Genomic DNA, 17,261 nt, shown 5'->3' with positions numbered 1-17,261 from the left:
GCGCGGCCTCGGCCGCCTTCAGGTTGGCTTCGGCCTCGCGAAATCCGTTGATGCGGCTGTCGAGATCCTTCTGCGAGATCCAGCGCGAATCCGAGAGCTGCTGGCCGCGGTCGAACTCGTTCTTGGTCAGCACCAGCCGTGCCTTCGCCGCCGCTACCTGGCCGTCGGCGCGGGCGACATCGGCGGCGTACAGCGCAGGATCGATCAGGACCAGCAGGTCGTCCTTCTTGACCAGCGCGCCCTCGCGAAAATGGATTTCCTGAATCGCGCCGGCGACGCGGGAGCGAATCTCGACGCGCTCGACGGCTTCGAGGCGCCCGGAGAACTCATCCGACGCGGCGGTGGCCTTTGCTTCGACCACGGCGACCGACGCCTGTACGGCCGGTGGCGCTGCAGCAACGGCCGGTTCGGCCTTCGCCGCGCTGTTCCAATCGACCAGCACCGACGCCCCGCCGCTCGCGAGCACCGCGAGAATCGCGACGGTGGTGAGCAAGCGGTTGTTTTTGATGATATTTTTCATGTCGAACCCCATAATTTCCAATCGGGCCATCGCTGCCCCCGATCCGGACAGGAGTGGCCTGCCATGGCCGCCCCGATCCACGCGATACCCGCTACGCTGCATCGCACACATTCGTAACGTGCGGTATAGATGGGCTATCGACATCTGCTGTCAAGGGACTTATCTAACGAAAGGTACGAAACTCGAACTTGACCCCGGAGGACTCGTCATGGCCATGGGCCGCCCGCGCGAATTCAGCTGCGAAAAGGCGCTCGACCAGGCGCTGCAGGTGTTCTGGCGCAAGGGCTACGAGGGCGCCTCGATGGCCGACCTCACCGAGGCCATGGGCATCACCAAGCCGAGCCTCTACGCCGCCTTCGGCAACAAGGAGGAGCTGTTTCGCAAGGCGCTGGATCGCTATGCCGACGGACCCGGGGGCTATTACCGGGAGGCGCTGAACAAGCCCACGGCGCGCGAGGTGGTCACTCACGTGCTGTATCAGGCCGCCGAGGCGCTGACCCATCCGGACAATCCGGGCTGTCTGGCGGTGCAGGGCGCGCTGAGTTGCGGCGACGCCGCCGAAACCATCAAGCAGGAATTGATGGCGCGCCGCGCCAAGAGCGAAACCGAACTGCGCGAACGCTTCGAGCGCGCGCTGGCCGAGAACGACCTGCCCGCCGGCGCCGATGCCGCCGATCTCGCGCGCTACATCACGGCGCTGCTGCAGGGCATGGCCGTGCAGGCCGCCGGCGGCGCCACCCATGCGCAGTTGCGAGGGATCGCCGAGATGACCCTGCGCAACTGGCCGCCGGCGTGAGCTGCCTAATCTGACTCAAGACACTTGTCCCGGACGCAGTGCAACGCGCCTCCGCCAGGAGGCGTCGTGCGCTGCAGAGCCGGACCGTACCAGACGCCGGAGTTCGTAACGGTCCGGCTCTGCGAAGCAGCACTTTGTGCTGCATCGCGTCCGGGACAAGTAACAACGGGCGATCAAACTCCTAGAAACAAAGATTGCTGACAACGTTGCCGCGCTTGTCTTTCAGCACGTAGGGACACTCCAGCCGCTTCAGCGCCGCCTTGGCGTCGTCGTCGCCGAGTGCCGCGGCCTTTTCGTAGTAGGACTTCGCCACCGTCTTGTCCGCCGCGCCGCCGCGGCCGGCCTGCGCGAAGGCGCCCATCCGCTCCAGCGCGCCGGCGTGGTTCTGCGCTGCCGCCTTCTCGAACAGCGCGCGCGCCGCGACGTCGTCCTTGGCGCCGCCAAGCCCTTCCGACAACATCATGCCGAGCTGGTACTGCGCTTCGGCATTGCTCTCCGCGCCCTTCGCCAGCAGCGCCCGCGCCCGCACCGGATCCGACGGCGCACCGCCGCCGCCAGACAGCGCCGCGAGATTGCTGATGCCGCGCGGATTGCCGGCTTCCGCCGCGCGCTCCAGGAGTTTGCGCGCCTGCGGCTCGTCGCGCGCAACGCCGGCGCCGGTGCCGTACATCACGCCGAGCTCGACCATCGCCGAGCTGCTGCCCTTGTCGGCGGCCTTGCGCCAGGCGGCGACGGCGTCGGCGCCCTGCCCGTTCGCCGCCAGCGCGCGGCCAAGCTGGTACAGCGCGCGGCGCGATCCGCCCGACGCCGTCCGGCAGAACTTGATCGCGGTGGCGACGTCACCCTTGGCGATCTCCGCCACGCCCTTCACATCCGCCGGCTTGTCGGGGTCGGCGGGATCGGCGGCGAGCCGGTCGCACAGCACGAGGTCGGCGGACTGCGCGTAAAGGTGTGACGACGTCGCCATCGTCATCGGCAGCGCAGCGACCAATAGCACCGCGATGGAAAGCGCACGTCGTTTTGCGGTCAATCCATTTTCGATCATGGTCACATCTGCTTTTCTACGCACTTGCGGGACGAGCGATCCTAGGACCGCAGCGAAGGCGCAGCAAGCGGCCCCGGCAACTCGCCGAGATCCCAGAACAACCCGGCCATCAGGCCGAGCGCTTCCTGCGTCACCGACACCAGCATGTGCTCGTCGGGCGCGTGCTGCGAGCAGCCGGGATAAGAGTGCGGCACCCAGATGGTCGGCAGGCCGAGCACGTCGGTGAACACCTCATTGGGCAGCGATCCCCCGAAATTGGGTAACAGCGCGGGCTCCTTGCCCGTCGTCGTGCGGATCGAGCTCACCGCCCAGTCGATCCATGGACTGTCCAGCGACGTGCGCGACGCGGCGAAGCTCTGGCGTGCGGAGGCCCGCACCATCGAAAGCCCGCGGCGGTCGAAATGCTCTTGGATCGCCGGCACGACATTCTCGATGTCGGTGCCGACCACATAGCGCAACTGCAGGACGGCATGCGCATCGCCCGGAATCGCATTCGCGGGGCTGCCGATATTGCCGGCGGACATCGCCAGCACTTCCAGCGTGTTCCACGCATACAGCCGTTCGGCGGCGGTGAGGCCGTCCTCGCCCCAGTTCGGCGACAGCGCCGGCTCGTCCGGCGTCGGCGCGATCTCGACGCCGGCCAGCGCGGCGCGGATCTGGTTGGAAATGCGCGGCGGCTTCAGGACATCGAGTTGCAGGCGTCCCTGCGCATCGACCAGCGTCGCGATGGCACTCGCCAGAATGGTGCCGGGATTGGCGAGCAGTCCGCCCCAGTTGCCGGAATGGTGCGAGCCATCGCGCAAGGTGACGTCGAGGTGAATGCGCAGCCCGCCGCGGCAGCCCAGAAACACCGTGGGCCGTTCCGCCGAAAGCCGTGGCCCGTCGGAGCCGAGAAACAGGTCGGCGCGCAACTCGTCGCGCAGTGCTTCGCAGACCGGGCGCAGATCCGGCGAACCGATCTCCTCGCCGGTCTCGACGATGAATTTGGCATTGAAGCCCAGCCGTCCGCCGCGCGCCTGGTGAACCGCCTGTAGCGCCGCCAGCAGGATGCTGTGCTGGCCCTTGTTGTCGGCGGTGCCGCGGCCGTAGATCCGGTCGCCCGCAGGCGTCGCGCGCCACGGATCGCGGCCATCGCGCCAGGCGCCCTCCATGCCATCGACCACGTCGCCATGGCCATACATCAGCACCGTCGGCGCCGAGGCGCTTTCAAAATACTGCGCCAGCAGGATCGGGCCCTTGCCGCTCGGCGATTCGATCAGCCGTGACGAAAACCCGAGCGCCGCAAAGGTCGGGACCAGATCCTGTTCGAGATAGCCGCGCAACGCATCGCCGGCCACCGGATTCTGGCTTTGCGTTTTGAACGCCACCCTGCGATCCAGCGCCGCCAGAAACTCACCGGACTGAAAACCCTGTCCCACGAGATCGATCGATTTAGTCCTGCTCATTTCAAATTCCAACCAGTGAACGACACGGCCGGTGTCATACCACGGGCCTCGCAGCATTGCCGGTCGAAAGATCACGACGTCGTCATCACGTGCCCGCATGGCGCAGGGCTGCGTCCCCGTTCTGGCGCTCGCCAACGGACGCCGGCCATGCGATTTCTGGCGACATGCTGCATCGCAGCATAACCACTTTGGGCGCCTCTATGATTTCCAAACCTATCCTCGCGCTCGCCGCCGCGTCGTTCGGCATCGGCACCACCGAATTCGTCATCATGGGCCTGTTGCCCGACGTCGCCCGCAGTTTCGCGGTGACGATCCCGCAGGCCGGCTATCTGGTCTCCGGCTACGCCATGGGCGTCGTGGTAGGCGCGCCCATCGTCGCGATCGCCACCGCCGGCCTGCCGCGCAAGGCAGCGCTGCTGACGCTGATGGCGGTGTTCATCATCGGCAACCTCGGCTGCGCGCTGGCGCCCGGTTACTGGACGCTGATGGCCGCGCGGATCGTCACCGCCTTTTCGCATGGTGCGTTCTTCGGCATCGGCGCGGTGGTCGCGCGCGACCTGGTGCCGCGCGAGCAGCGCGCGCAGGCGGTGTCGCTGATGTTCGCGGGTCTCACGCTCGCCAATGTGCTCGGCGTGCCGTTCGGGACGGCGCTCGGACAATTCGCCGGATGGCGCGCCGCATTCTGGGCGGTGGTCGTGATCGGCCTGATTGCCGGCCTCGCCATCATTCGCTACGTGCCCTCCGGCCTGCCCGGCACGCGCGGCGGACTGGCGCGTGAGTTTCGCGCGCTGGGCCGCTGGCCGGTGCTGCTGCCGATGCTGATCTCGACGCTGGCTTCGGTCAGCATGTTCAGCCTGTTCACCTACATCACGCCGCTGCTGGAAGACGTCACCGGGCTCTCGCCGCACGGCGTCACGGGCGCATTGCTGGCGATCGGCGTCGGCCTCACCATCGGCAACCTGATCGGCGGCCGGCTCGCCGACCGCAACCTGCGGGGCACGGTGGTCGGCGCCTTCATCGGCGTGATGGCGGTGCTGATCCTGTTGTCGCTGGCGATCCATTCGGCGATCCCGACGCTCGTCCTGCTGATCCTGTGGGGCGGCCTCGCCTTTGCGCTGGTGTCGCCGCTGCAGATCTGGGTCGTGGACGCCGCCACCGACGCACCGAACCTCGCCTCGACCCTGAACCAGGGCGCGTTCAATCTCGGCAACGCCACCGGCGCCTGGCTCGGCGGCGCGGCGCTGAACGCCGGCGTGCACTACGCGCAACTGCCGCTGCTTGGCGCGATGGTCAGCGCGGTCGCGCTGGCCCTGACGCTGAGCAGCTTCGCCAGCCGCCGCGCGATGCCGGCGCAGGCCAGCCCGGCGGAGTAGCCTTCAAAAGACATTGCGGCGCCGCCCGGCAGCGGCGATCATGCCGCGGACAGGAGTTGCCCATGAACGGAAAAATCATCGTCGTCACCGGCGCCTCCGGCGCGCTCGGACAAGTCGTCGTCGAACTGGCCATCGCTCGCGGCGCGGTGATCGCCGCGATCGATCACGCGGCCAAAACCCCGGCGTCCACGTCCACGCTGCTGCAGATAGGCGGCGTCGATCTGTCGGACGCGGCACAGGCCGATCAGGCGATCGCCGCGGCGGCGAAACAGCTCAGCGGCATCGACGCGCTGATCAACATCGCCGGCGCGTGTGCGTTCGAGGCGATCGATGGCGGCAGCAACGATAGCTGGGAGAGGATGCACCGGCTCAACCTGCTGACCGCGCTGAACGCCTCGCGCGCCGCGATCCCGCATCTCGTGCAATCGAAGGCCGGACGGATCGTCAACATCGGCGCCATCGGCGCGCTGCAGGCCGGCGCCGGCATGGGCCCCTACGCCGCCTCGAAATCCGCCGTACACCGCCTTACCGAAGCGCTGGCGGCCGAGTTGAAAGGCAAGGTCACCGTCAACGCGGTGCTGCCCTCGACCATCGACACACCGGCCAACCGACGCGACATGCCGAACGCGGATTTTGCGAAATGGGTGACGGCGCAGGAACTCGCCGAGGCGATATTGTTTCTTGCCAGCGACGCCGCCAGCGCCATCACTGGCGCGCTGCTGCCGGTGAGCGGAAGGGTGTAGCTCCGTTTCCCGGACGCGGTGCGGCGCTCTTGTGCCGCTCCGCAGATCCGGGATCCCGGTCGCTTCGTCATCAAGAACCGGGGCCCCGGATCAGCAGCGCACCACGCCCGAAGACGGGCGCGCTGCGCAGCATCCGGGGAACGCGGCCGTCAGGCCTTGTTCTTCTTCTTGCCGAACGTCGGCTTCGCGAATGACTCGCCGCCTTCGCGCTTGGCCTTGGCGACGTAAGGCGGTTTTTCCGCGCGCGGCTTCTTGAACGCCGGGCGGTCGCCGGCGGGCTTGTCGTAGCTCGGCTTGTCCCCATAGGAGGACTTGCCTTCATAGGCCGGCTTGCCCTCGTAGCGCGGCTTGTCGCCGGCATAGGGCTTGCGGTCGCCCTGCGGCTTGTCGTTCCAGGACTTCTCCTTGTAGGACGACTTGTCCTTGAAGTCCGGCCGGTCGCCGTCCGAGCTCTTGTTGTAGCTCGGCTTGCGCTTGGCATTGGAATAGTCGCGATCTTCCGGCTTCGGACGGCTGGAGGCGATGGCGCCTTCCGGACCGTTCGGCAGCGGCTCGATGCGGATGTTGTCTTCCTTGTCCGGGCGCTTGACCATCACCAGGAATTTCTCGACCGCGCCAGCCGCGATCTCGAACTCGGAATTGGCGTCGTAGATCTTGATGGCGCCGATGTCGTTCTTCTCGATGCCGCCGCGGCGGCAGATCATCGGCAGCAGCCAGCGGGCTTCGGCGTTCTTCTGCCGGCCGATGGCGGCGCGGAACCACATCGAGCCCTCGCCCATGCTTTCGCGCGGCTTCGACTTCGGACGCGCCGCACGCGGCTCGCTGCGGTCCTGGCCGCGGGTGTCGCGGTCGTTGCGCGCGTTGCCGCGATCTTCGCGGCCGCGGAACGTGCCGGGGTCCGACACTTCTTCCGGCGCCGGCAGACGGGCGCGATACAGCCGCGCGAGTGCCGCGGCGATCTCCTCGGCCGAACGCTCGGCGAGCATCGCGCGCGCCAGCGTCAGGTCTTCCTCGGTCGATTCCTCGGTGAACAAGGTGTCCTTCAGCATGCGCTGCTGATCGAGGGTGCGGATTTCTTCCACGGTCGGCGCACTGCCCCACACCGCGTCGATGCCGCCCAGATTGAGCAGCAGCTCGGCGCGACGTTTGCGCGACGGCGGCACCAGCAGGACGCTGACGCCCTTCTTGCCGGCGCGGCCGGTACGACCGGAACGATGCTGCATCACTTCGGCGTCGTTCGGCAGGTCGGCGTGAATCACCAGGCCGAGATTCGGCAGATCGATGCCGCGCGCGGCAACGTCGGTGGCGACACAGACGCGGGCGCGTCCGTCGCGCAGCGCCTGCAGCGCCGACGTGCGCTCGTTCTGGGTCAGTTCGCCGGAGAGAGCGACAACGGAGAAGCCACGCTCCTGCAAGACGGTCTGCAGATGGCGGACGGCGTTACGGGTATTGCAGAACACGATGGTGCTGGGCGATTCGAAAAAGCGGAGAACATTGACCACGGCGTGATCGACGTCGTTCGGCGAGATCCGGATGGCGCGGTATTCGATGTCGGAATGGCCGCCATCGGCACCCGCGACTTCAACGCGGAACGCCTGCTGCTGATACTGTTTGGCGAGCGCCACGATGCCGCGCGGCAGCGTTGCCGAGAACAGCAGTGTGCGGCGGGTGGCCGGGGTGGTCTTGAGGATGAACTCCATGTCCTCGCGAAAACCCATGTCGAGCATTTCGTCGGCCTCGTCGAGCACGACGGCCTTGAGCTGCGACACGTCGAGGCGATTGCGGCGCAGATGGTCGCACAGGCGGCCGGGCGTGCCGACCACGATGTGGGCGCCTTCGGCGAGATCGCGCTGTTCCTTGCGCGGGTCCATGCCGCCGACGCAGGAGACGACACGCGCGCCGGCATATTTGTAGAGCCAGGTCAGCTCGCCGTGTACCTGAAGTGCCAGTTCGCGGGTCGGCGCGACGATCAGCGCCAGCGGCAGGCCGGCCTTCGGCAGCTTCTCGGCGCCTTCCAGCAGGTTGTCGGCAATGGCCAGGCCATAAGCGACGGTCTTGCCGGAGCCGGTCTGCGCGGAGACCAGAAGATCGCGTCCGGCAGCGTCGTCGGCCAGCACGGCGGCCTGCACGGGGGTGGATTCACTGTAGTTGCGCTCGGCCAACGCGCGGGCGAGCGACGGACCTGTCGATAGAAATGTCACGGAGATTTAAACCTTGGTTTCAAGGACCGCCGCAGCGGTCGGGACCCAATTGGACCAAACGGAAACGAATCTGCCGCCCCTATGCATTGGGCGATCACGTCGGGTCCAGGAGTCCGGTGCGGGTGGTTGGCGCCGCTTTACGCTGCTTTGCAGCAAATTGCCAATCATTGCTGCCATGCGGCGCGTAAAATGTCGGTTTCGTGCGGAAAATGGTCAATAGACAGTCATCGGAAGCCGATACCTTCGCAGATTGGGGCTCCTGATCGGTCGGTGCACCCCAGTCGGCATCGCAAAACGGAAATCGGCGTCATCGCGGTAGCTGCGATTGCGCTGTACATTCCGGAGCCCGACATTTCCCCGGCGATTGCCCAGAGGCAGCCCAGCGTCGCGCGCGGCGAATATATCGCTGTTCTCGGCGACTGCGTGGCCTGCCACACAGCCGGCGGCGGCAGAACCCTTGCCGGGGGCCTCCCATTCCCGACGCCGGTCGGCACCATCTATTCCACCGACATCACGCCGGATCGCGAATACGGCATCGGCGACTACACTCTGAAAGACTTCTTCCGGCTGATGCGGCTCGGCGTCAAACCGGATGGCGCGCGGCTGTATCCGGCGATGCCTTATACTGCCTATGCGAAAACGTCGGACCAAGACTTGCAGGACTTGTTCGCCTATGCGCCATGCTCACGCGGCGACTGCGCTACGATGCCGACAATACATGCAACGTTGACCGTTGTAATGTTCGCGTGGATGAGGTCGATTATTGTACTTTCTGAGAGCAAGCAGTCAGCGTAGCGGCGAAAAAATCGAATGTTGTTCGTCACCCGTGAGTTCTTCCTGATTTTTTTGCCAGCCGTGCTGGCGATATTCCTTGTCGCTTCGGCGCTCGGATGGCGCAAGCTGTTGCTGCCGATCTTGTTGGTCGCGTCAATCGTTTTCTATGTCTGGGGCAACCCGTCGCAAACACCGATCCTGGCTGCCTCGATCCTGGTCAACTACCTCGCCAGTCGCCTGCTCGGAGTCGCATCCATGTCCGCGTCGCGGCGCAAAACCGTGTTCGTTGTCGCGCTGGCTTTCGATCTTGGTATGCTGGCGTTCTTCAAATATTCCAATTTCGTGCTCGCCAACGTGGCTTGGCTGTTGGATGCACCGCCGTTGCATCTTGATATCGCATTGCCGATCGGCATCTCCTTCTACACCTTCACCCAGATCGCTTTTCTGGTCGACATTTACAAAAACGGGTCAAGGCAGCAGCAGCCAGCCAGTTATGGGCTGTTCGTGACCTACTTTCCGCATCTGATCGCCGGACCGATCATTCACTGGCGTGAGATGATGCCGCAGTTCGCCGCCCTCGGCAGCCGCGATGGCATCGGCGTTTCGTCGCCTGCCTACGCGGTGCTGCTGGTCGAAGGCGCCTGCCTGTTCTCGATCGGGCTGCTGAAGAAACTGCTGATCGCCGACCAGCTCGGCGTGTTCGTCGATATCGGCTACAAGGACGTCGCGACGCTGGGCTTTGCCGATGCGTGGCTGCTCAGCCTGGCCTACACGTTCCAGCTCTATTTCGATTTTTCCGGTTATGCCGACATGGCGGTCGGCATATCGCTGTTGTTCGGGATCCGGCTGCCGTTCAATTTCAACTCGCCGTATCTTGCCGATTCGATCCAGGATTTCTGGCGGCGCTGGCACATCACGCTGTCGCGCTGGCTGCGCGACTATCTTTACATCCCGCTCGGCGGCAACCGTGCAACATCGGTCGGCGTCTATCGCAACCTGTTCGTCACCTTCCTGCTCGGCGGCCTATGGCACGGGGCCGCCTGGACTTTCATCGCCTGGGGTGCGCTGCACGGGCTCGGCTGTTGCGTGCAGAAGGCTTGGGCATCGCGCGGCCACGCCATGCCCGGTCCGCTGGCCGTCGTCATCACGTTCTTGTTTGTGAATGTCACATGGGTCTATTTCAGGGCGCCGGATCTCGCGACTGCCCATGCCGTGCTTGCGGCGATGCTGCATCCGGCGCCGGGACTCTCGACGCTCATGCGTCAGGCTTGTCCGCTTCTGCTTGTCGCCGCGCTGATCGTCTGGCTATGCCCGAACAGCCAGGCCATTGCGGCGGCGGACTGGCGCGGCCGCATCCCGCTTTCCGGAGTGCTTGCCGGAGCGGCGGCGGTTGTCGCCATGGTGGCGACCAATACGTCGTTCTCGTCGCCTTTCATCTACTATAATTTCTGACATGGGCAAGCTGTTCACATTCGTTCTGTTCGCGGCCTTCGGTGCGGTGATCTGCGCGCTGGGACTGACGTCATCGTATGATTTCTTCACGTCGGGGAACCGCAGGGTTGCCTACGGGTATCCACAATTCCTGCTGGAAAAAATCGCCGCGCCGCGCATCGTGATCGACGCCGGATCGAGCTCAATGTTCGGCATCGAGCCCGGCCTGATCGAACAGGCATTCTCGCTTCCGGTGATTGACGTCGCCGACAATGGCAGCATTCCGCTGCCGATGAAGATCGATCGCCTGCTGGCCTATGCGCGGCAGGGCGATACGCTGATCCTGCCTTTCGAATGGGTCTATTACACGCGCGACCAGGTGCCGCAGGATTACACCGATAAGACGCCCGACGAATACGCAGCCTATTACGCCAGCCAGCCTTTCCTCACGCGTCTGGCGTTCGTCGTGCAGCATCTGTCGCTGCATAACCTGTCCGATGCCGGCCGGCTCTACATGCGCAGCGATTTGGCGTCCGGGCATTTGCAGCGCATCAAGGAAGATATGGCCAAATGGCCGTTCGGCGACCGTAAGGATGACTCGCGACGACGGTCGAGCGTCGCGGGAATGAATTGCGCCGACTACATCGCTGCCACCGGTAGCATCCCGCCCGTCGTCGACTGGGCGGCAGCGAAACTGTCTGGGCTGCACGCGCAGCGTGGCGTTCGCATTTATGTGACGTGGCCGGCGGTGGCAGGGGACAACTGCTATCAGATGCCGGACGGCCGATTGCCAATCGCCGATCAGGCCCGCGCGATATTCCAGCGGCACGGCATTGCCGTAGTCGGCGAACCCGGAGATTCATACTTTTCGCCGGAACACATGCTTGACACTTATTACCACATCGACAGCAGCGCCGCGCGGCTGCGCACTCAGCGCCTGATCGCGCGGCTTCAGGATGCAGGCATGACCGCAGGCGTGGCCAACGGCAAGCCCACCGTCGTGCTGGCGGATGAGGCGGTGCGAGGTTTGTACTGACAGACGGCATAGCACGGGCCTCTTCTCTCCGTAGTGGACAAGACCCAAGAAACGACCACCAACGGCGAGGACCCGAGCCTGAGCTGTAGCGATGGCGCAAAGCGGCCGCCGAGTAGCCAATCAACCTGTTCGCTTTCGAAGCCAGCATCGAGCCAGACACGCGTCATTGTATTATTTGAAGGGTTGTTGCTCCACCAAGGCTGATGCTTGTCGGCCGATGGTGGAAGCTTCACGCCAGTAATGCGTTCGACGTCAGCAAACGACAACCGCACCCGCTCACCGTCTTGCTGGCGGAGAAAATCTCCGAGGGCTTCATATTTCGACATGGCTGCACTCCACGTCATCGTAACCTGCGGTAGAGAAGCTGGGTATTGGCTCCCTTACCACAGCGTCAAGCTGACACTCACCCCTCGATTTTCGGCTTTACCGCCTCCTCATCTCCGCCCTCGCGCTTGAACGGCACCAGCAGCCACAGCGTCAGGAACGTGAATAGAGACACCACCACGGCGACGTCGTAGGCACCGAGGCCGACCGCGGCGCCGGTGGCGCCGGTGGACCACAGGCTGGCCGCCGTTGCCGTGCCGCGCACCGAGCCATTGTCCTTGAGGATGGCGCCGCCGCCGATGAAGCCCATGCCGGTCATCAGGCCCTCGATGATGCGCGCGGTGCCTTCCGGATGGCCGTTCAAGACGCCCTCGGTGGCCTGCACGATGCCGCAGGTGGCCACCGCCACCAGCGGAAAGGTGCGCAGCCCGGCGCTGCGTTCGGCGCGCTCCCGGTTCCAGCCGATCGGCAACGCCAGCAGATAGGCCACGGTCAGCGCCATGACATGCGGCAGGACGCGAAAACTGTCGGACATTTCGAGAAGGCGTTGCAAGGAGGTCTCCGAATCGTCGCAGCCTCACGGCCGCCCCAGGCTGCCGTCGCGCGCGATCCGGTCTAAACTCCGCCCCTGAGTCGCGGTTGCAGCGACCCATCGTCTCACCGTTCAGGGGCCGTCTTGGAAACCACCCTCTATCTGCCGGTCAAAAACTTCCTCGAAGGCCTTGGCTTCAGCGTCAAGGGCGAGATCGGCGGCTGCGATCTGGTGGCGATCAACGGCGACGATCCGCCGATCGTGGTGATCGGCGAATTGAAGCTGACCTTCAATCTCGAACTGCTGCTGCAAGGCGTCGATCGCGCCGGCGCCTGCGACGAGGTGTGGCTGGCGGCCAGACTGTCGATCCGCGGCAAAGGCCGCGAGAGCGATGCGCGCTACCGCAACCTGTGCCGGCGGCTCGGCTTCGGCCTATTGGGAATCACCGAGGCCGGCGGCGTCGAGGTGCTGGTGGCGCCCAACGCCATCACCCCGCGGCGCAATCCGAAAAAGCGCTCGCGGCTGGTCACCGAGCACAAGAAGCGGCTTGGCGATCCCGCGCTCGGCGGCAGCACCCGGGCGCCGATCATGACCGCGTACCGGCAGCAGGCGCTGGCCTGCGCCGCGATGCTGGTGCCGGGGCCGCGAAAAGTGCGCGAGCTGACACCGGAATTTCCCGATGCGCAGAAGATCCTGCATCGCAATGTCTATGGCTGGTTCGAGAGCGCCGCGCGCGGCATCTATTCACTAACCGACGCCGGCCATGCGGCGCTGAAGCGCTGGCCGCAGCCGGCGCGCGCCACTGTCGCTGCGTCCGAGATGGTCGAAGGCTGACAGGCTACGCTCGCGGGAATGTATTTTGCATGGCAGCGTTGTCACGCCAATTCCATATTGCAATGCAACATAGGCTTGGCTAGGTATCTCAATTCAACATTGAGGCGGGTTATGAGCGAAGACTGGACTACCAAGTATGGCACGCGTCGCGTCAGGCGCGACCCACCGACCCTGGACGAAGCGATTTTCGCGGCGATGGGGATTACCGAAGATCTCGAGCAGCAGGCCGAGATCGCGGCATCGCTGATGGGCATGCCGCTCGACGCCGTGCAAAGCGAAGTGAAGAAGGCCAGCCGCAGCGCTGTGCGCACCACCCGCGTGATTGCCGGCGAACAGGGCGCGCAGCGTTCGATCGTGGTCGAACGCAAGGTGTCGCGGAGAATCGTCGGCAACGACAAGCGCGTCGGCGCCTGACCCAGGCTGCCGTCGGCAGGGCGAAACCGCCCTGCCCGCAAGCCTCGAATTACAAGCCTCGATTATGAGGGCTTGATCATCCCGTACAGCTTGAACCACAGGCCCCAATAGGCCCGGTTGTAGTCGGTGACCGCGCGCGCGACATCGAGCGCCGCGGTCTTCGGCTGCGCCACGACGCCGGGCGTCGGCGCTTCCGTAAGATCGATATTGCCGGTGGATTCGCCGTGCCGGAACGACAGCCGCGCGCCAAACTTGTTGGCCAGCGCGCGCATCGCGTCGTTCTGCGCGCCGGTGGTGATGCGCAGGCTGCGATAGCCCATCGAACGCGCCTTCGCGATCAGCTTGGTGAACAGGATGCTGCCGACGCCCTGGCGGCGCACCGACGACTCCACGGAGAACGCGATCTCCGGCAGCGAGTCGGCCGACAGGTCGGGTTGATGCAGCTCGGCGGCGCCGCGCACCATGTCGTGCTCGAAATAGGCCAGGATGATGGTGCCGTCCTGCACGCACTTCTCGGCGTAGCGCGCCAGGAAATCGTCGTCGAGCGAACCGTTGAAGCGATCGCGACGGCTTTCGCGATCGAGCCTCAGCAGATGTTCGCGGAACAGCGGCAGTTCGCGCGCGGTCAGCGTACGAACCTGGCCGCGGGCGGCGGCAAAATGGGCGGTAACAGATGACATCAGAATTTTCCTCAAGTTGCCCTCGAGGAAAAGCGTTCGATTCCCTAGACCCGCAATATGTTGCGTTGCACCATTAACTTCAAGGGGCGGCAGCGCCTCAATTGTCGGCATGGTTCACAAATCCGGCGCGTCATGGTTTGCGAAACCTTAACGCGCCTGAATGGCTCATAGCACCAGCTGGGTCTGCGTCACCACCGCGACGAGCTTGCCGTCCTCGCTCTCGATCCGGGTCTGCCAGACCTGGGTGCGTCGCCCGAGATGGACCGGCGTGGCGGTCGCGCGCACGGTCGTTCCCGCCTTGGCGCGGCCGACGAAGTTGGTCTTGCTCTCGATGGTGGTGGTGCCCTGCGCGTCGTCCGGCAGGTTGATCACGGTGGCCGCGGCACCGACCGCATCGGCCAGCGCCATCACCGCGCCGCCATGGATCGCGTGGCCGACCGTGCACAGATCCTCGCGCACCAGCATGGTGGCGACGACGCGCGCGGGCTCGGCCTCGGTGAAGGTGACGCCCATCGACACCGAGAACGGCATCGGCAGCGCCTTGATCTTTTCCAGCAATGACATCAGGCGAACGTTCTCCCGGCAGGCCCGTCGTGGCGCGGGCGTTCGCGGAATTCTGTCAGGCCGAGCCATCGTGACAAGGCTTTTGTTTCGCGGCATAGCAGCCCATGCGCCATTTCCCGCCCCAACGGATCGTCTGCCTCACCGAGGAAACCGTCGAGACGCTGTACCTGCTCGGCGAGCAGGACCGCATCGTCGGCGTTTCCGGCTATGCGGTGCGCCCAAAGCAGGTGCGGCGCGAAAAACCGCGGGTGTCGGCCTTCATCTCCGCCGACCTGCCGAAGATCCTGGCGCTCGATCCCGACCTGGTGCTGGGCTTCTCCGACCTGCAGGCGGATATCGCGAGCGCTTTGGTGCGCGCCGGGATCGCGATCCACGTGTTCAACCAGCGCGACATTGCCGGCATCCTGGCGATGATCCGCCTGCTGGGCGCGATGGTGGGGGCGGCCGAGCGCGCCGAGCAACTGGCTGCTGGCTACGAGCAACGCCTCGCCGGCATCGCTGCGGCCGCGAGACTGCATCCGGTGAAGCCGAAAGTGTATTTCGAGGAATGGGACGACCCGCTGATTTCGGGAATCGGCTGGGTGTCCGAACTGATCGAGATCGCCGGCGGCGAAGACATCTTCCCGGATCTGCGATTTCAGAAAGCCGCGAAGGACCGCATCGTCACGCCGGACGCCGTGCGCGACGCCGCGCCCGACGTGATCCTGGCGTCATGGTGCGGCAAGAAAGTCGTGCCCGACAAAATGCGCCAGCGCCCGGGCTGGGGCGACATTCCCGCCATCCGCGAGAACCGAATCGTGGAAATCAAATCGCCGCTGATTTTGCAGCCGGGACCTGCAGCGTTGACGGATGGATTGGACGCGATCGTCGCGGCGCTGTGGCCGAAGACCTAGCAATCCATAGCGGCGGCGCTCCTTTCCCTCCCCCGCCCTTGCGTGGGGAGGGTGGCCGGCCGATAGGCCGGCCGGGTGGGGGTGGTGCCACATACGCTGCTTTCCGCGTCGCGCCCCACCCGTCACGTTTGTTCGCTTCGCTCTCAAACGCGCCACCCTCCCCACGCGAAGACGCGGGGGAGGGAAAAGAGGGCCACCGCTTCCTTGGAACTACGCCTTCTCCACCCCGCACCACTCCGCGATGAACAGCGCCGTCGCCTTGGTGGATTTTCGCAGCGACTCCAGATCGACGTATTCGTTGAAGCCGTGCATCGCCTGGCCGTCGGCGCCGAAGCAGAGGCTGGGGATGTTGTAGTTCAGCCCGTAGAACCGGGTGTCGGTGAGCGCGGTGAAGACGAGGTCCGGCGTGGCGCCGCCGTACACCGCGTCATAGGCCTTGCCGAACGCGGCTTCGGGCGCCGCGGAATCCTTCAGCTCGTAGCCTTCCGAGAGAAAACCCGACCACTCCACGACAGGCGGATTGTTGGACAGGAAGCGATGGTCGCGCGCGGCCTTGTTGATGCACGCCAATATCTCGGCCTGCGCGTCCGCCACCGACCAGCCCGGCAGGATCGAGATCCGGCAATCGACGTCGCACCACGCCGGCACGGACGAGGCCCAGTCGCCGCCCTTGATGATGCCGGGGTTGAAGTTGATCGGGTGCTCGACCGCCTTGAAGTGCACGTCGGTCTCGGCGCGCTTGTTCCAGTCGATCTCGATCTGCTCCACGGCCTGGATCAGGTGATAGGCCGCCTTGATGGCGTTGGCGCCGATGCCGGCCTCGAACACATGCGCCGGGAAGCCACGAACCTTGATGCGGAACCAGAGCACGCCGACCTGCGAGCGCACCATCCTGCCGGAGGTCGGCTCGGGGATGAAGCAGGCATCGGCGCGGTAGCCGCGCTGCAATGTGGAGAGCGCACCGACGCCGGTGGACTCTTCCTCGATCACCGACTGGAAATGGATCCGCGCGGTCGGCTTCAGCCCGGCGGCCTTGATGGCGTCGAGTGCGTACAGCGCGCCGATGGTGCCCGACTTCATGTCGCAGGCGCCGCGGCCGTACATCCGGCCGTCCTTGATAACCGGCGAGAACGGCGGGGTGTCCCACATGTCGAGCGGGCCGGTCGGCACCACGTCGCAGTGGCCCTGCAGGATCAGCGATTTGCCGGTATTGGTGGTCGGGCGGTAAGTGCCGACCACGCTGCGGGCGCGCGAGAAGTCGTGCTCGATCGGGCCGAACCCGCGCAGGTCCTTGAGATCCTCGACGTCGATGTGCCAGTCGTCGACCTCGTAATCGCGCTCGCGCAGGAGATCGCCGATCATGTCCTGGCACGGGCCTTCGGCGCCACGGGTCGAGGGGATCGCAACGAAGTCCCGGGTGGTGGCAAGCTGCGCGTCGAAGCCGGCATCGACGGCGTCCAGGATCTTGCGTTGCGTATCGGCGGCAGTCATGCGGCAGCTCCCGTTGGGAATTTTGGTCAAGAGAGCCGCCACACTATCCCGATCTCAGCTGTCGGGGTATTGCAGAAAATAGGCATCTGTCAGCGCGTCTTCGAGCAGGCGGCCTTCCGAGTAACCGTGCAACGATGCCGGCCGTTCGACGCCGTCCATCAGTCG

General features: G+C 65.3%; 17 protein-coding genes and 1 pseudogene. 9 read left to right on the top strand and 9 right to left on the bottom strand.

Going from position 1 to position 17,261, the window contains the following annotated elements:
• Nucleotides 1-520 (bottom strand): biotin/lipoyl-binding protein (locus JWR89_RS07895; protein WP_299713982.1); only part of this gene is annotated, 520 nt, incomplete at its 3' end.
• 208 nt (nt 521-728) lie between these two features.
• Between JWR89_RS07895 and JWR89_RS07890 the strand changes: the two genes are divergently transcribed.
• Nucleotides 729-1,316 (top strand): TetR/AcrR family transcriptional regulator, encoded by a 588-nt coding sequence (locus JWR89_RS07890; RefSeq protein WP_299713981.1) that lies wholly within the window; start codon nt 729-731, stop codon nt 1,314-1,316.
• Between the two features lie 181 nt (nt 1,317-1,497).
• On the opposite strand, the gene JWR89_RS07885 is transcribed toward JWR89_RS07890, so the two are convergent.
• Complete coding sequence (locus JWR89_RS07885; protein WP_299713984.1) at nt 1,498-2,289, bottom strand: tetratricopeptide repeat protein; 792 nt, start codon at nt 2,287-2,289, stop codon at nt 1,498-1,500.
• A 113-nt stretch (nt 2,290-2,402) separates the two neighbouring features.
• A complete protein-coding gene (locus JWR89_RS07880; RefSeq protein ID WP_299713979.1) occupies nt 2,403-3,806 on the bottom strand; it encodes a M20 family metallopeptidase in 1,404 nt (467 codons plus the stop codon).
• A gap of 200 nt (nt 3,807-4,006) precedes the next feature.
• On the opposite strand from JWR89_RS07880, the gene JWR89_RS07875 reads away from it, so the two are divergent.
• Together JWR89_RS07875 and fabG are read left to right on the top strand one after the other, a co-directional pair.
• A complete protein-coding gene (locus JWR89_RS07875; RefSeq protein ID WP_299713978.1) occupies nt 4,007-5,179 on the top strand; it encodes an MFS transporter in 1,173 nt (390 codons plus the stop codon).
• A 62-nt stretch (nt 5,180-5,241) separates the two neighbouring features.
• Nucleotides 5,242-5,922, top strand: a complete 681-nt coding sequence (fabG, locus tag JWR89_RS07870) for a 3-oxoacyl-ACP reductase FabG (protein ID WP_299713976.1) — start codon at nt 5,242-5,244, stop codon at nt 5,920-5,922.
• Nucleotides 5,923-6,071: 149 nt separating this feature from the next.
• On the opposite strand, the gene JWR89_RS07865 is transcribed toward fabG, so the two are convergent.
• Nucleotides 6,072-8,123 (bottom strand): DEAD/DEAH box helicase, encoded by a 2,052-nt coding sequence (locus tag JWR89_RS07865; RefSeq protein ID WP_299713974.1) that lies wholly within the window; start codon nt 8,121-8,123, stop codon nt 6,072-6,074.
• A 126-nt stretch (nt 8,124-8,249) separates the two neighbouring features.
• Between JWR89_RS07865 and JWR89_RS07860 the strand changes: the two genes are divergently transcribed.
• From JWR89_RS07860 to JWR89_RS07850, 3 genes are read left to right on the top strand one after another with little or no spacing between them, the layout of a single operon-like run.
• Nucleotides 8,250-8,918 carry a hypothetical protein gene (locus tag JWR89_RS07860; protein ID WP_299713972.1) on the top strand — a complete coding sequence of 223 codons (669 nt, stop codon included), beginning with the start codon at nt 8,250-8,252 and terminating at the stop codon, nt 8,916-8,918.
• 15 nt (nt 8,919-8,933) lie between these two features.
• Complete coding sequence (locus tag JWR89_RS07855) at nt 8,934-10,349, top strand: MBOAT family protein (protein ID WP_299713970.1); 1,416 nt, start codon at nt 8,934-8,936, stop codon at nt 10,347-10,349.
• Nucleotide 10,350: 1 nt separating this feature from the next.
• Nucleotides 10,351-11,364, top strand: coding sequence for a hypothetical protein (locus JWR89_RS07850; protein ID WP_299713968.1), 1,014 nt, complete (start codon nt 10,351-10,353; stop codon nt 11,362-11,364).
• A 403-nt stretch (nt 11,365-11,767) separates the two neighbouring features.
• On the opposite strand, the gene JWR89_RS07845 is transcribed toward JWR89_RS07850, so the two are convergent.
• Nucleotides 11,768-12,241 (bottom strand): MgtC/SapB family protein, encoded by a 474-nt coding sequence (locus tag JWR89_RS07845; RefSeq protein ID WP_299713966.1) that lies wholly within the window; start codon nt 12,239-12,241, stop codon nt 11,768-11,770.
• A gap of 123 nt (nt 12,242-12,364) precedes the next feature.
• Here JWR89_RS07845 and JWR89_RS07840 point away from each other — a divergent pair, with 123 nt between their 5' ends.
• Both JWR89_RS07840 and JWR89_RS07835 read left to right on the top strand, forming a co-directional pair.
• Entirely contained in the window at nt 12,365-13,054 is a 690-nt protein-coding gene (locus tag JWR89_RS07840) for a DUF2161 family putative PD-(D/E)XK-type phosphodiesterase (protein WP_299713964.1), read from the top strand.
• A 111-nt stretch (nt 13,055-13,165) separates the two neighbouring features.
• Nucleotides 13,166-13,468, top strand: a complete 303-nt coding sequence (locus JWR89_RS07835; RefSeq protein ID WP_299713962.1) for a hypothetical protein — start codon at nt 13,166-13,168, stop codon at nt 13,466-13,468.
• 62 nt (nt 13,469-13,530) lie between these two features.
• Here the strand turns inward: JWR89_RS07835 and JWR89_RS07830 are convergent, their stop codons facing one another.
• Nucleotides 13,531-14,148 carry a GNAT family N-acetyltransferase gene (locus JWR89_RS07830; protein WP_299713960.1) on the bottom strand — a complete coding sequence of 206 codons (618 nt, stop codon included), beginning with the start codon at nt 14,146-14,148 and terminating at the stop codon, nt 13,531-13,533.
• A gap of 165 nt (nt 14,149-14,313) precedes the next feature.
• Nucleotides 14,314-14,712, bottom strand: a complete 399-nt coding sequence (locus tag JWR89_RS07825; protein WP_299713958.1) for a PaaI family thioesterase — start codon at nt 14,710-14,712, stop codon at nt 14,314-14,316.
• Between the two features lie 104 nt (nt 14,713-14,816).
• On the opposite strand from JWR89_RS07825, the gene JWR89_RS07820 reads away from it, so the two are divergent.
• Complete coding sequence (locus JWR89_RS07820; protein WP_299713955.1) at nt 14,817-15,605, top strand: cobalamin-binding protein; 789 nt, start codon at nt 14,817-14,819, stop codon at nt 15,603-15,605.
• A 210-nt stretch (nt 15,606-15,815) separates the two neighbouring features.
• Here JWR89_RS07820 and JWR89_RS07815 read toward each other — a convergent pair whose 3' ends face one another.
• Together JWR89_RS07815 and JWR89_RS26295 are read right to left on the bottom strand one after the other, a co-directional pair.
• Nucleotides 15,816-17,096, bottom strand: coding sequence for an ArgE/DapE family deacylase (locus JWR89_RS07815; RefSeq protein ID WP_299713952.1), 1,281 nt, complete (start codon nt 17,094-17,096; stop codon nt 15,816-15,818).
• Between the two features lie 54 nt (nt 17,097-17,150).
• Nucleotides 17,151-17,261, bottom strand: a pseudogene (locus JWR89_RS26295) (pyridoxamine 5'-phosphate oxidase family protein); the annotation flags it as partial.

Origin of the sequence: Tardiphaga sp. (assembly GCF_028290785.1) — a bacterium.
GTDB lineage: Bacteria > Pseudomonadota > Alphaproteobacteria > Rhizobiales > Xanthobacteraceae > Tardiphaga.
This window is presented reverse-complemented; position numbering and strand designations above follow the sequence as displayed.

What these genes read in the sequence shown, in the direction of transcription:
- JWR89_RS07815 (WP_299713952.1), bottom strand. Translation starts at nt 17,096, where the DNA reads ATGACTGCCGCCGATACGCAACGCAAGATCCTGGACGCCGTCGATGCC.
- JWR89_RS07875 (WP_299713978.1), top strand. Translation starts at nt 4,007, where the DNA reads ATGATTTCCAAACCTATCCTCGCGCTCGCCGCCGCGTCGTTCGGCATC.
- JWR89_RS07835 (WP_299713962.1), top strand. Translation starts at nt 13,166, where the DNA reads ATGAGCGAAGACTGGACTACCAAGTATGGCACGCGTCGCGTCAGGCGC.
- JWR89_RS07890 (WP_299713981.1), top strand. Translation starts at nt 729, where the DNA reads ATGGCCATGGGCCGCCCGCGCGAATTCAGCTGCGAAAAGGCGCTCGAC.
- JWR89_RS07830 (WP_299713960.1), bottom strand. Translation starts at nt 14,148, where the DNA reads ATGTCATCTGTTACCGCCCATTTTGCCGCCGCCCGCGGCCAGGTTCGT.
- JWR89_RS07855 (WP_299713970.1), top strand. Translation starts at nt 8,934, where the DNA reads ATGTTGTTCGTCACCCGTGAGTTCTTCCTGATTTTTTTGCCAGCCGTG.
- JWR89_RS07885 (WP_299713984.1), bottom strand. Translation starts at nt 2,289, where the DNA reads ATGACGATGGCGACGTCGTCACACCTTTACGCGCAGTCCGCCGACCTC.
- JWR89_RS07850 (WP_299713968.1), top strand. Translation starts at nt 10,351, where the DNA reads ATGGGCAAGCTGTTCACATTCGTTCTGTTCGCGGCCTTCGGTGCGGTG.
- JWR89_RS07825 (WP_299713958.1), bottom strand. Translation starts at nt 14,712, where the DNA reads ATGTCATTGCTGGAAAAGATCAAGGCGCTGCCGATGCCGTTCTCGGTG.
- fabG (WP_299713976.1), top strand. Translation starts at nt 5,242, where the DNA reads ATGAACGGAAAAATCATCGTCGTCACCGGCGCCTCCGGCGCGCTCGGA.
- JWR89_RS07880 (WP_299713979.1), bottom strand. Translation starts at nt 3,806, where the DNA reads ATGAGCAGGACTAAATCGATCGATCTCGTGGGACAGGGTTTTCAGTCC.
- JWR89_RS07820 (WP_299713955.1), top strand. Translation starts at nt 14,817, where the DNA reads ATGCGCCATTTCCCGCCCCAACGGATCGTCTGCCTCACCGAGGAAACC.